This window comes from Bradyrhizobium diazoefficiens, assembly GCF_016616885.1.
Taxonomy (GTDB): domain Bacteria; phylum Pseudomonadota; class Alphaproteobacteria; order Rhizobiales; family Xanthobacteraceae; genus Bradyrhizobium; species Bradyrhizobium diazoefficiens_F.
Genome location: NZ_CP067102.1, coordinates 3,443,513 through 3,455,580, shown reverse-complemented (window position 1 = coordinate 3,455,580; position 12,068 = coordinate 3,443,513). Strand labels below are relative to the sequence as shown.

At 63.6% G+C, this 12,068-nt stretch carries 13 protein-coding genes; 8 read left to right on the top strand and 5 right to left on the bottom strand.

Annotation, left to right across the window (positions count from 1 at the left end):
- Nucleotides 1-49: 49 nt before the first annotated feature.
- A complete protein-coding gene (gene glsA / locus JJC00_RS15825; RefSeq protein WP_200473455.1) occupies nt 50-1,048 on the bottom strand; it encodes a glutaminase A in 999 nt (332 codons plus the stop codon).
- A 367-nt stretch (nt 1,049-1,415) separates the two neighbouring features.
- On the opposite strand from glsA, the gene JJC00_RS15820 reads away from it, so the two are divergent.
- Complete coding sequence (locus JJC00_RS15820) at nt 1,416-1,625, top strand: hypothetical protein (RefSeq protein ID WP_200473454.1); 210 nt, start codon at nt 1,416-1,418, stop codon at nt 1,623-1,625.
- 17 nt (nt 1,626-1,642) lie between these two features.
- Here the strand turns inward: JJC00_RS15820 and JJC00_RS15815 are convergent, their stop codons facing one another.
- Nucleotides 1,643-2,350, bottom strand: a complete 708-nt coding sequence (locus JJC00_RS15815; protein WP_200473453.1) for a GntR family transcriptional regulator — start codon at nt 2,348-2,350, stop codon at nt 1,643-1,645.
- Between the two features lie 267 nt (nt 2,351-2,617).
- Here JJC00_RS15815 and JJC00_RS15810 point away from each other — a divergent pair, with 267 nt between their 5' ends.
- The 6 genes from JJC00_RS15810 to JJC00_RS15785 all read left to right on the top strand — a co-directional run bounded on the left by JJC00_RS15810 (nt 2,618) and on the right by JJC00_RS15785 (nt 8,587).
- Nucleotides 2,618-3,604 carry an ABC transporter ATP-binding protein gene (locus tag JJC00_RS15810; protein WP_200473452.1) on the top strand — a complete coding sequence of 329 codons (987 nt, stop codon included), beginning with the start codon at nt 2,618-2,620 and terminating at the stop codon, nt 3,602-3,604.
- Between the two features lie 44 nt (nt 3,605-3,648).
- Nucleotides 3,649-4,938: an ABC transporter substrate-binding protein gene (locus tag JJC00_RS15805; protein ID WP_200473451.1), complete on the top strand. Its 1,290-nt coding sequence runs from the start codon at nt 3,649-3,651 to the stop codon at nt 4,936-4,938.
- Nucleotides 4,938-5,897: an ABC transporter permease gene (locus JJC00_RS15800; RefSeq protein WP_200473450.1), complete on the top strand. Its 960-nt coding sequence runs from the start codon at nt 4,938-4,940 to the stop codon at nt 5,895-5,897. The genes JJC00_RS15805 and JJC00_RS15800 overlap by 1 nt, the downstream gene beginning before the upstream one ends.
- Before the next feature lie 3 nt (nt 5,898-5,900).
- On the top strand, nt 5,901-6,779 hold the full coding sequence (locus tag JJC00_RS15795; RefSeq protein WP_200473449.1) for an ABC transporter permease: 879 nt from the start codon (nt 5,901-5,903) through the stop codon (nt 6,777-6,779).
- Nucleotides 6,780-6,784: 5 nt separating this feature from the next.
- Entirely contained in the window at nt 6,785-7,516 is a 732-nt protein-coding gene (locus JJC00_RS15790; protein ID WP_200473448.1) for an aspartate/glutamate racemase family protein, read from the top strand.
- A gap of 579 nt (nt 7,517-8,095) precedes the next feature.
- Complete coding sequence (locus JJC00_RS15785; protein ID WP_200473447.1) at nt 8,096-8,587, top strand: hypothetical protein; 492 nt, start codon at nt 8,096-8,098, stop codon at nt 8,585-8,587.
- 218 nt (nt 8,588-8,805) lie between these two features.
- Here the strand turns inward: JJC00_RS15785 and JJC00_RS15780 are convergent, their stop codons facing one another.
- Nucleotides 8,806-9,174, bottom strand: coding sequence for a hypothetical protein (locus tag JJC00_RS15780; protein ID WP_200473446.1), 369 nt, complete (start codon nt 9,172-9,174; stop codon nt 8,806-8,808).
- A gap of 155 nt (nt 9,175-9,329) precedes the next feature.
- Here JJC00_RS15780 and JJC00_RS38965 point away from each other — a divergent pair, with 155 nt between their 5' ends.
- The gene (locus tag JJC00_RS38965) at nt 9,330-9,701 is read left to right on the top strand and encodes a hypothetical protein (RefSeq protein WP_200473445.1); all 372 of its coding nucleotides are present in this window, start codon (nt 9,330-9,332) and stop codon (nt 9,699-9,701) included.
- A gap of 2 nt (nt 9,702-9,703) precedes the next feature.
- Here the strand turns inward: JJC00_RS38965 and JJC00_RS15770 are convergent, their stop codons facing one another.
- Complete coding sequence (locus JJC00_RS15770; protein WP_200473444.1) at nt 9,704-11,401, bottom strand: PAS-domain containing protein; 1,698 nt, start codon at nt 11,399-11,401, stop codon at nt 9,704-9,706.
- A 120-nt stretch (nt 11,402-11,521) separates the two neighbouring features.
- Nucleotides 11,522-12,052 carry a gamma carbonic anhydrase family protein gene (locus JJC00_RS15765; RefSeq protein ID WP_200473443.1) on the bottom strand — a complete coding sequence of 177 codons (531 nt, stop codon included), beginning with the start codon at nt 12,050-12,052 and terminating at the stop codon, nt 11,522-11,524.
- Nucleotides 12,053-12,068: the final 16 nt, after the last annotated feature.

Genomic DNA, 12,068 nt, shown 5'->3' with positions numbered 1-12,068 from the left:
CGGCGTTGCGATCGGTCGGGCCAGCGGGCCGCCGATCTTTTTTGCGCATTCACTGTTCCGGTTGCGATACGAACAGATCCATCCCCAGCCGCTGCGACAGGAACTTTGCGGCAAGCTGTCCCCGGACGCTGTTGCCAGCTGCGTCGAGCGGCGGCGCGAAGGTGCCGAATCCTCCCTTGCCCGGCGACACCGCGACGATGCCGCCGCCGATCCCACTCTTGCCGGGCAGGCCGATGTCGTAGAGCCAGTCGCCTGACGTCTCATACAGCCCGGCGGTGATCATGACGGCGAGCGCGTAATGGCAGACCGAGGCATCGACGACACGCTGCTTCGTGACCGGATTGACGCCGCCATCGGCCAACGTCGCGCCCATCACGGCAAGATCGCGGGCGCTCACATTGAGCGAGCACTGCCGCGTGTAGAGATCGGTCGCTTCCTTGGCGTCGCAATAGATGCGGCCGTAGCTCTCCAGCAACCGCGCGATGCTGCGGTTGCGGAAATTGGTCTGCGAGGCTGACGCATAGACCTCTTCGTTGAGCGGCAGCGTGCGGCCGGCAAAGCGCGAGAGCCCGTCATGGATGAATGTCCACCGCGCCCCGGCAGTCGCGCCCGGCGCCAGGCTGGTCGTCGCTATCGCGCCGGCATTGACCATCGGATTGGTGCGGCCACTGCCTTGCTCGATCGCGGCGAGCGAATTGAATGGAAGCCCGGTCGCGTTGGCGCCGAGCTTTGCGCGCGCCTCCTCGGGCCCGATGGTCTCGCAGACCAGCGCGAACAGGAACGGCTTCGACACGCTCATGATCGAGAATTCGTAGTCGACATCTCCGGCGCCATAGACGCGCCCGCTGGTGCCGACGACGCAGACGCCGAACAATTCGCTCGGCACCCGCGCGAGCGCGGGATAGACCTGCGAATTCTCACCGTCGCGGTTTGATTGAAAGCGTCGCTGCGCCTCGTTCACCAGCGACTGCACAGCCTCCGGACCCGGCAGATGGCCGGTCGAGACATACGCAGGCTCCCGCTCTTCGACGACGGCATGCGGCGCCATTGCACTACTCCGAGGAACGGTGCGCCTGGTGTCGGCTCCGCTCCAGAACTCAAAGCGCGCAGCAAGTTGATGCTGATGTCGATGCGGAGTCAATTTACAACTATAGGGCGATTCTGCAGTTCAGCCATACCACTCCGACGGTGATGCATCGCAACAGATGATCGCCTCGGGAATTTTAGGCAATTGAGTAAGTGCGTCTGCCTCACAAGCGTCGAACTCAAATTAAATGCAATTGCCACGAAACGTTTGCGGTCAACGCAAGATTGCAACCAGCGCGATCGAGCGTACGATGGGCGGAGCCTGTTCGACGGGGATATGACAGCAGGGGCAGCGAACGCAGGCGCGACAACAAGTGATGAGGCGTAACATGGCGGCACAAACAAGTGACGGACACGTCCTGCTCATCAAGAAGCTCGGCGGGCTCTTCGCGATCATCGTCGGATGCCTGCTGACCGCAGTCGGCGTGACCTTCGAATCCGGCGACACGACTTTCGTCGGGGTTCTCTTCCTGATCCTGGGCGCCGGTCTGCTGGTGCTGAAGATCGTCAGACGCAACGAGGGATCTTCGCTGCCCTAGGAGGCCGTGCGGCTCGCTTACGCGCCCAGCACGTCCGCGAGCCGCAGCTCGTCGGCGGCGGGATCCTTCAGGAACAGCTCGGCCTCGATCTCGTTCAGATGCGACAGCATCTGCGAACGTGCGGCCTGCTTGTCGCGCGTGCGGATCGCGGTGACGATCTCGGCGTGATGATCAGTGCCGCAGGCCGGCGTGTCGTGACGGCGATAGAGCAGGATGATCAGCGAAGAGCGCGCGATCAGCTCTTTCAGGAAGCCGAGATAGATGCTGTGGCCGCTCATCTCGGCTATGAGCCGATGAAAGTCGCCGGAGAGCCGGACCGAGGCGCGCGCGTCGCCACGCAGCTCGGCCTCGCGCTCCTCAGTGAGGTGCTGCTGAAGGCGATTGATCCACGCGGGCGAGACGGCATCGACAGCGTGATCGACGATGGTGGGCTCGATCAGGCGGCGCGCCTCGAACACTTCGCGTGCGTCCGCCGGCGTCGGGCGCGCAACGAAGGCGCCGCGGTTCTTCTCGATGTTGACGATGCCCTCATGCGCGAGCTGCTGCAGCGCCGTGCGGACCAGCGTGCGGCTCGCGCCATAGATCTCGCCGATCTCGTCCTCGCCGAGCTTGGTGCCCGGCAGCAGGCGATGCTCGAGGATCGCCGCAGTCACTCCCTCCCTGATCCGGCTGACGCGATCGCTCACGTCGGGCGCATCGGATTTTGGGCGGGATTTGGCGGCCATTAGTTCGAAGGCTGAGTTTGAGGGCTTGGTCGACGACGTTTGGCCTCGTATGGTAATCGACGAGCTGTATCCAATCACAGGCGAAACTTTATACAATCTCCGCCCATTTCGTGTGCACATCCCTGCGCGGCCCGTGCGCTGCACAACCGCGCCGAATTCGATCTAACGACCTGACTCCGCTGCACAGTTTTTAGATTCGACCAGATTTGCGCTGTTGGCACGGACCTTGCGGAGAGAGGCGGAACACTACATCGTCCCGGACACACCATGGCCACTCCCGCCGCTCTCGAACTGGTCGCCGTCACCAAGCGCTACGACACGACGCTGGCGGTCGACACCGTCAATCTGAAGATTCCCGCCGGCACCTATTGCTGCCTGCTCGGCCCCTCCGGCTGCGGCAAAACCTCGACGTTGCGCATGGTCGCGGGCCACGAGGCGGTCAGCGAGGGCGACATCATCCTGGGCGCGCAGAACGTCACCGACCTCGAGCCCGCCAAGCGCGGCACGGCGATGATGTTTCAGTCCTACGCACTGTTTCCGCATCTGAGCGTGCTCGACAATGTTGCGTTTGCCCTGAAAATGCGCGGCGTCGATCGCGCGACGCGGCACAAGCGTGCCGGCGAATTGCTGGAGCTGGTGGCGATGAGCCCCTACGCCGGCCGCCTGCCGGCCCAGCTCTCCGGCGGCCAGCAGCAGCGCGTCGCGCTCGCCCGCGCGCTGATCACCGAGCCGCAGATCCTCCTGCTCGACGAGCCGCTGTCCGCGCTCGATCCGTTCCTGCGGGTGAGGATGCGCGGCGAATTGAAACGGCTGCAGCGCGAGCTCGGCATCAGCTTCATCCAGGTCACTCATGGCCAGGAAGAGGCGATGGCGCTCGCCGACCACATCGTGGTGATGAACCAGGGCAGGATCGAGCAGCAGGGCACGGCCCGTGACATCTTCCACCACCCCCGCACCGAATTCGTGGCGCGCTTCATCGGCGGCCACAACGTCCTCAGCGACGCCGGCAGCCTCATCGCCGTGCGCGCCGATCAGCTCGGCATCAAGCCGGTCACTGACGGCGCGTTCGGCGCGCCGGCGCTGCTGACCCAGACCGAGTACCAGGGCTCCTATGTCGCCGTCTCGCTCACGCTCGACGACGGCACCGCCCTGTTCTCTCACGTTCCTGAAGCCGCCTTCGACGTCCACCCGTTCCGTCCGGGCGATCGCGTGCTGGCCACCTGGGATCCCGCCAAGGCGCAACGTCTGCAATAGCGCCGTCATCTCTAGAAAATGCGCAACACAGAGGAGTGACTGGAATGACCGAGACCACCAAAAAGACCGGCGTCAGCCGCCGCACGCTACTCAAGAGCACCGCGGGTCTGGCGGGCCTTGCCGCCGGCTCCGGCGCCATCACCGGCTTCCCCTACGTGATGTCGGCCGAGCCGAAGGTGCTGCGCTATCTCGGCACCGCCGTGAACGAGGGCGACGACATCTCCAAGCAGTGCCTGAAGGACACCGGCATCAAGATCGAATACATCACCGCGACCACCGACGACGTCACCAAGCGCGTGATGACCCAGCCGAATTCCTTCGACGTGCTGGACATCGAATATTTCTCGCTGAAGAAGATCGTGCCGTCGGGCAACATCCTTGCCCTCGACGCCAAGAAGATCAAGGAATTCGACAACATCACGCCTGTCTTCACCAAGGGCGAGACGCCCGGCGGGAAGAAGATCGGCGGCCAGGGCACCGCACCGTGGAAGGTGCTCTATCTCGAAGGCAAGGACTCCAAGAAGTTCGCGACGTCGGCGACCGAGTTCGTCACGCTGATCCCGACCGTCTACAATGCCGACACGCTCGGCATCCGCCCCGACATCATCAAGCGCCCGATCAGCTCCTGGGCTGAGCTGCTCAACCCCGAGTTCAAGGGCAAGGCCTCGATCCTCAACATCCCCTCGATCGGCATCATGGATGCCGCGATGGTCGTGGAAGCCACCGGCAAGTACAAATATGCCGACAAGGGCAACATGACCAAGGAAGAGATCGATCTCACCATGAAGGTGATGACCGAGGCGAAGAAGGCCGGCCAGTTCCGCGCGTTCTGGAAGGACTTTAACGAGAGCGTCAACCTGATGGCCTCGGGTGAGACCGTCATCCAGTCGATGTGGTCGCCGGCGGTGACGAAGGTGCGTTCGATGGGCATCGCCTGCACCTTCCAGCCGCTGAAGGAAGGCTATCGCTCCTGGGCCTCGGGCTTCTGCGTCTCCAAGGGCGTCTCGGGTCCGAAGCTCGACTGGGCCTATGAGTTCGTGAACTGGTTCCTGTCCGGCTATGCCGGCGCGTACCTCAACCGCCAGGGCTATTACTCGGCCGTGCTCTCGACCGCGAAAGCCAACATGGAGCCCTACGAGTGGGCTTACTGGATGGAAGGCAAGCCGGCCGAGAAGGACATCAAGGCGCCCGACGGCTCGCTGCTGGAGAAGGCAGGCTCCGTGCGTGACGGCGGCTCCTACGAGGACCGCATGGGCGGCGTCGCCTGCTGGAACGCCGTGATGGACGAGAACGACTACATGGTCCGCAAGTGGAACGAGTTCATCGCCGCGTGATGGATACGTCGGAAGACATCCTGCAACAGGCAGCCCCGGGATTGATCCCGGGGTCGGGCACAGCGCGCGCCGCAAAGCCGACGCGCCTGTCGCCCTCCTTCATCTCCTGGCTTCAGGCCGGTCCGATGATGCTGGTGTTTCTCGCTTTCTTCCTGATCCCGCTCGTCTTCGTCGTCATCGTCTCGTTCTGGGACTACAACGAATATCAATTGCTGCCGGCCTTCTCCGGCCGCGGCTACACCGACACGTTTGAAGGCTGCATCGCGCAGCTGCCCGATCTCTGCACCATCGCCAAGACCTATCTGAAGACGCTGAAGCTGTGCTTCCTGGTCTGGGCCATCACGCTCTTCATCGGCTTCTGGGTCGCCTATTTCCTTGCCTTCCACGTCAAGTCCAAGACCTGGCAGATGGGACTGTCGCTGCTCTGCACGATCCCGTTCTGGACCTCCAACGTCATCCGCATGATCGCCTGGATCCCGCTGCTCGGGCGCAATGGCCTGGTGAACTCCGGCCTGATGAAGACAGGCCTGATCAACCAGCCGGTGGAATGGCTGCTGTTCTCCGAATTCTCCGTGGTGCTGGCGCTGGTTCACCTCTTCACCTTCTTCATGGTGGTGCCGATCTTCAATTCGATGATCCGGATCGACAAGTCGCTGATCGAGGCCGCCTATGACGCGGGCGCCACCGGCTTCCAGACGCTGACTAACGTCATCATTCCACTCGCCAAACCCGGCATCGTGATCGGCTCGATCTTCGTCATCACCATCGTGATGGGCGACTTCATCACCATCGGCGTGATGGGCGGCCAGCAGATCGCGGCCGCCGGCAAGATCATCGAGACGCGGGTGAACGCGCTGCAATTCCCGGCCGCGGCCGCCAATGCCGTGATCCTGCTCGTCATCACCTTCCTGATCATCACCATGATGTCGCGCATCGTCGACATCAAGAAGGAGCTGTAGGCGATGAAGGAAGGACGCTCGCGCTCGTTCTACGTGCTCGCGATCTTCTTCGCGGCCTATGTGCTGTTTCTCTACGGCCCGATGATTGCGATCTACGTGTTGTCGTTCCAGGGGCCGCAAGGCGGCCTCACCTTCCCGATGAACGGCGTGTCGACCTATTGGCTGACAAAGCTGTTCCAGGGGACCGGCATCGTCGATCTCGGCGCGGCCTTCCGCCGCTCGCTGCTGCTCGGCGTCATCGTGATGGCCGTCACCGTCGTGCTGTCGGTCGCCGCCGGCATGGCCTTCCGCCGGAAGTTCAAGGCGCAGAGCATTCTGTTCTATTCGGCGATCGCGAGCCTCATCGTGCCCTCGATCATCACCTCGCTCGGGATCTCGCTCGAATTCCGCATCGTCGACGATCTGATCAAGGCGCACTGGAACGAGAGTTTCGAGACCTCGATGGGCCTGCTCACCTCCGGGCTCGGCGCGCACCTGACCTGGACGCTGCCGTTCGGCCTCCTGATCATGTTTGCGATCTTCAACCGCTTCGATCCCCGGCTCGAGGAAGCCGCGCGTGATCTCGGCGCGACGCCGTGGCAGGCCTTCCGTCATGTCGTGCTGCCGATCATCCTGCCCTCGGTGATCGGTATCGGCCTGTTCGGCTTCACGCTGTCCTGGGACGAACTCGCGCGCTCCAGCCAGGCGATCGGCGCGGTGAATACATTGCCGCTCGATCTCCAGGGCCTCACCACGACCGTGACGAACCCGGACATCTATGCGCTCGGCACCATCATCTCCGCGGTGTCCTTTGCGGTGATCACGCTTGCGCTCGGCACCATCCACATGCTCAACAAGCGGCAGGCGGCCAAAGGCTCGGACGCCGGCAAAGGGCTCGTCTGATCACGATGCGACTGCACGTCGTCAATCCCAACACCACGGCCACGATGACGGCGAAGATCGCCGCGGCGGCGCGCGCGATCGCGCTGCCCGATACTGTGATCGATGCACGCCAGCCCGCGATGGGGCCGGTCTCGATCGAGGGATTTTACGACGAGGCCTTCGCAGTCCCCGGCATGCTCGGCTGCATCCGCGAAGCCGACCGCGACGGCGCGGACGCGCATCTCATCGCTTGCTTCGACGACACCGGCCTCGACGCGGCACGCGCTGTGGCGAAGGCGCCGGTGATCGGTATCGGCGAAGCCGGCTTTCACATCGCGAGCCTGATCGCAGCGCGCTTTGCGGTGGTGACGACGCTCGGTGTCTCCATCGTGCCGATCGAACACAATTTACGGAAATACGGCCTCGCCGAGCGCTGCGCCCGCGTCCGAGCCGCCGAGGTCCCGGTGCTCGCGCTCGAGGAGCGCAACGCAGATGCCCTTGGCAAAATTTCCGCGGAGATCACGGCCGCGATCCGCGACGACCGCGCCGAGGCCATCGTGCTCGGGTGCGCCGGCATGGCTGATCTGGCCGCCGAACTGGCTGCCACTCATGGCCTGCCCGTGGTCGATGGCGTCGCCGCTGCGGTGACACTGGCCGAGGGACTGGTGCGGCTTGGGCTGACGACCTCGCGGCTCGGTCCCTACGCGGCGCCGCGGTCGAAGACCTATTCAGGCCCATTTGCGCCGTTTCAGCCGTAAGCCTGCGGTCCACACGCTGATAGCGCGATCAAATTTTATGTATCTGTCATAAGCGTCCCCGGTTTCGCCCGAAGCTGTGCTAAGAGGCCGCGCCAGTATTTTTACGGGGTTTGTATGAAAAAGGACGATGTCACCTGCTCAGCGTGCGGGGCCGGTTTTCGGCGACTTGAGCTCGCTACGCCGCCCGCCAACACAGGCGAGTATCGCTGTCCGGCCTGTGACGAGGTTTTGGAGACGTTCGACGGCAGCGCCTTCATTGCCTATCGCATGACGATCCAGCCTTCGTTGAAGGCCGCGCGCCCGTAACGGCCCCGTTTCCCCGCCGCTAGCACGGTGGGCTGCTAAGCATATTCTGATACTGCCCGCTCAAGCCGAATTCGGCCTGGACAGGGACTTCTTTTGGGCGTGCCGCCGGAGCCGTGGCCCTGGGTCAATTGCGCTTTTTCCGCCGGCGGCCACCTTTTCGTCCCATTTGTTGCTGAACTGTAACGCTTTCGGGACGCCCCGGCCGCCTCGTTCTGCGTTCTTGCGCTGCCGCTCTTCGCCACTCACCAAGTTTCAATTTGGGTTTTGTCAGCGATGATCGATCTCGCAGAGGACACAACGTCCAATCCGCTCCTCCGTCTCGGTGCCCAGCCGATCGCGCTCACGGCCGTAGCGCTGCTGCTGCTGATCGCAGGCGTGACCTCGATCGCGATCTGGCGCGCCTATACTGGCGCTACGCCCGAGACCGACCGGGTAGTCGCATCGCGGCAGCTTCAGGCGCGCACGGCGCAGGCCTCCGAGCAACTCGTCGAGAAGACCAAGGGGCTGGAAGCGACCCAGCAGGAATCGATCGACCAGCTCCAGGTCGTGCAGGACCAGCTTTTGACCATGAAGCGGCTGCTCGCCTCGCAGCAGGCCGATACCAAGCGACTGTCGGACCAGGTCGCCAATTTGAACGAATCCATCGACGGTCTGCGGCAATCCTTTGCCAGTGTCCGCTCCACCGAGGCGGATAGGCCCTCGGTTACCTCGAGGAAACCTGCGCGTAACCGCCATGCCAGCGCCCGCAAACGCTCACGCGGCTGATTAGATCCCGCGCCGCCGCCTTTTATTTTCGTCACTTGTGAAATGGATCACACTCGCCCGTATGATTCCGCGCGATGCTCGCCCATACCGGATGGCGTGAGCCGATTTCAATATCCGGGGCTGGCAAGGTCGTTGACGGTATACTGCGTCAACGGCCTTGTTTTTTGCTGCCTCGGTAGTCTGGTGCCTCAGACGGGCACCCACGCTGGTCGCAGCTCCTATTCACAGACCTGAGCGCGACGGACGCGCCAGCCCGCTGGCGTCGTGACCCGCTTCCGCACGGGGTAGCACTGCGCGCCGTAGTCCTCGTAGCCGACGCCATAATAATAGGGGTTGCCATAGTACGGGTAGCCATACGCGCCGTAATAGCCGGCGCCTGCGATGCGAGCGCCGATTGCGACACCCGGCCAGAAGCCGCCGCCGTGCCAGCCATGACCCCAGCCGCCATGGCCCCAGCCACCGTGTCCCCAGCCACCGCCGCCCCAATGGCCGCCTCCGCCAAAACCGCCCCGCGCTTGCGCCACCTGGGGCGCTGCGAGACCGACGGCTGCGACAGCCAGTGCGGTCATGATCATCTTGCGCAACATCAACTCATCCTCCGCGTGGAAACCGTCCACGCTCCAAAGCGAGGCCAAGCTAATGTCACTCGATCACGGATGATAGGCGGACAGGCTCACTTCCACGCGAGCATCAGCAGCCACGGCAGATGCTTTTCATCTTCTTGTCGAGCTGCCGGTTCTCGGTGCTCACCGTTGCATCGGCGTCGGCGTTCGATCCGGAAGCGGCGCCTGTGGTCACCCCCGGCGCCGTGTTCGCGCCGGACGATTGCGCCGTGCCCAAGCTGTTGGTGCCGGGCGGCGGCGCTGATGCCTTGGGGACGCCGCCAGTCAATCCGGTCGACCCGCCGATGGTTTGCGCGAACGAGATCGCTGGCGTCGCAGCGAGAGCGAAGATCACGATCAGCGTCTTGATGGAAGCGCTTGCGGACGATCTGGTCATCGGAGATTCTCCCTGCCTCACCAACGGCTGCGGCAAAGACAGGTTCCGGAGCCAAGCCAGTCACATCAGCTTGAAACAGGTGGCAGCCACGATCATGCGCAAACTGATCGCGTAGCGCTACGCGGCTGCCACCATCTTCTCTGTTCGGTCCTCGACCATGGTCACGAACATGTGGGATTCCTCGCCGGCGCCGCCGATCTGAACCCGGCGGGCCGAGATCACGCGGCGCCCGCGCGTCGGATTGTCGATCGTATCGATGATAGGTTCGAGCTGCTGCTTCTGTGCGAGAAGCTGCCGGTCGCGCCGCTCGATCAGCTCGGCCGCCTCGGCGGAGAACAATTCCCGCGCGGTCTTGCCGATGATCTCGCCCCGCGACATGCCGATCATCTTCTCGGCCGCCTTGTTGACGAAGACGTAGCGCTGGTTCCGTGCATCCTTGGCGATGATGCCTTCGGTCACGTTCTCGATGATGGTGGCGAGGAAACGCTCCATGCGTTCGAGCATGCGCTCGCGCTGGCGCTGTTCGGTGACATCCTCCTGCACCGACACCCAGCCGCCGCCGTCCATCGGACGCTCGTAGATCTTGATGATGCGGCCGTCGTTCAGGCTGATCTCATAGGCCGTCGGCTCACGCCTGGCGATGCGCTCGCGAACGGCCGCGACATATTTTGCGACGTCGCCGCTGAACAATCCGCTCTTGACGCGGTGCTGGAGGATTTCCTCGAGCGTCGATCCCGCCTGGATGGTTTCGGGCAGATTGTAGATCCGCCGGTAATTGGTGTTCATGGCGACGACCACGGCCGCCTTGCCGTCGAGCATGATCAGGCCCTGCGGCATGCTGTTGATCGCTGCCGAGAGCTGCCACTTCTTGGCCTGGTACTTGTCGTTGAACTTGTCGCGCTCTCTCCTTGCAGCGTCGCGCGCCTGCGCGGTACCGAGCTCAAGCTCCTCCAGCTCGAAAATGCGCGCCACTGCGTCGCGGAAGTGCTGCACGGCGCGCGCAAGATGTCCGATCTCGTCGTGACGGCGCAGATGCGGCACCTCGCTCTTGACGTCGCCGTCCGCAATCCGGTCGGTCGCCTGCGTGATCTCGGCCAGCGCGCCCACCACCGCGCTCCGCATCACGACGACGTTGAGGCCGGCGAGAACGAGCGCGACGAGTCCGAGCATGAACAGATAGGCGGCAGCGTAGCGGTTCTCGTTCGCGAGGTCGTCGGCCTCGCTGGCGCGTTGCCTGTAGATGCGTTCGAGCGCCTCGAGGTCGACGTTGAGCTTGCTGCGCAGCGTCCGGTTGGCATCATTGTCGCCCCACTCGCGCGCTGCCGCCGGGCTGATCTCGAGCCCGCGTCGCGCCAGCTCCTGGCGGAAGTCGATGAATTGCGCGATGCGCTGACGGAAGCTCGCCAATTGCTCGGCGTCGTCGTCGCCGGCGGTCCGCTCCATGCTCTTCACGGCGACAGCGAGCTCGTGATTGCGCCGCACCAGCCCGTCGGCAAACGGCCTCATCGCGCCACGATCACTGGACATGTAGATGCCGCGCGATTCCATCACGATGGCGTAGATCATCGCATTGATGCGTCCAGTGTTGATCGCTGCTTCCACGGAGGTCGCATGCATGTGGCGATAGGACGTTTGCAACCGGACCGTCTGGACCGACATCACGAGCAGGAAGGTGGTGACGATCGCGAGGAAGCCCGCGATGCTGTACACCTTCTCCGCGACGCTGAGCGTGTCGGTACCGCGCGCGAAGCTAGCGAATTTCTTGAACAGTTTGGTTCCGGCGTCGAGCCTGGATCCAAGTGTCGCAGCGCCCATGGCGACGCTCCTCCTGGTTGTAAGCGCGCCAAGGTAGCCTGATTGCGCTAGCGGCGGATTAAATTGCCGGCACGTATTGTTACGGTATGGAACCACGGATCGGCGGATCCGCGTCCATCTTCAGCCGATCCGCTTCAGGCCCTTCTTGAAGCGCGGACCGTTGGCGACGTAGAACCGCGCAGCACTTCCCATCTTCTGCACCTGGGCGTCGTCGAGCGTGCGGATCACGCGCGCGGGCGAGCCGATGATCAGCGAGCGCTCGGGAAACTCCTTGCCCTCGGTGATGACGGAGCCGGCGCCGACGATGCTGTTGCGGCCGATCCTGGCGCCGTTCATCACGATCGAGCCCATGCCGATCAGCGCGCCCTCCTCGATGGTGCAGCCGTGCAGGATGACGTTGTGGCCGACGGTGCAGTTTTTGCCGATGACCATCGGAAAGCCGAGGTCGGTGTGGCAGGTCGAACCGTCCTGCACGTTGGCGCCCTCGCCGATCTCGATCCACTCATTGTCGCCGCGCAGCACCGCGCCGAACCAGACGCTGGCGCCCGGCTTCAGGCGCACGCGGCCGATCACTGTCGCGGTCTCCGCAATGAAGTAATTGCCGTCAGGGGGAAGATCGGGCGCCTGCCCGTCGAGCTCGTAGATCGCCATGGAGGTCTCCTGTCAC

Coding starts and splice junctions, on each gene's coding strand:
- glsA (WP_200473455.1), bottom strand. CDS start 1,048: ATGGCGCCGCATGCCGTCGTCGAAGAGCGGGAGCCTGCGTATGTCTCG.
- JJC00_RS15820 (WP_200473454.1), top strand. CDS start 1,416: ATGGCGGCACAAACAAGTGACGGACACGTCCTGCTCATCAAGAAGCTC.
- JJC00_RS15815 (WP_200473453.1), bottom strand. CDS start 2,350: ATGGCCGCCAAATCCCGCCCAAAATCCGATGCGCCCGACGTGAGCGAT.
- JJC00_RS15810 (WP_200473452.1), top strand. CDS start 2,618: ATGGCCACTCCCGCCGCTCTCGAACTGGTCGCCGTCACCAAGCGCTAC.
- JJC00_RS15805 (WP_200473451.1), top strand. CDS start 3,649: ATGACCGAGACCACCAAAAAGACCGGCGTCAGCCGCCGCACGCTACTC.
- JJC00_RS15800 (WP_200473450.1), top strand. CDS start 4,938: ATGGATACGTCGGAAGACATCCTGCAACAGGCAGCCCCGGGATTGATC.
- JJC00_RS15795 (WP_200473449.1), top strand. CDS start 5,901: ATGAAGGAAGGACGCTCGCGCTCGTTCTACGTGCTCGCGATCTTCTTC.
- JJC00_RS15790 (WP_200473448.1), top strand. CDS start 6,785: ATGCGACTGCACGTCGTCAATCCCAACACCACGGCCACGATGACGGCG.
- JJC00_RS15785 (WP_200473447.1), top strand. CDS start 8,096: ATGATCGATCTCGCAGAGGACACAACGTCCAATCCGCTCCTCCGTCTC.
- JJC00_RS15780 (WP_200473446.1), bottom strand. CDS start 9,174: ATGTTGCGCAAGATGATCATGACCGCACTGGCTGTCGCAGCCGTCGGT.
- JJC00_RS15770 (WP_200473444.1), bottom strand. CDS start 11,401: ATGGGCGCTGCGACACTTGGATCCAGGCTCGACGCCGGAACCAAACTG.
- JJC00_RS15765 (WP_200473443.1), bottom strand. CDS start 12,052: ATGGCGATCTACGAGCTCGACGGGCAGGCGCCCGATCTTCCCCCTGAC.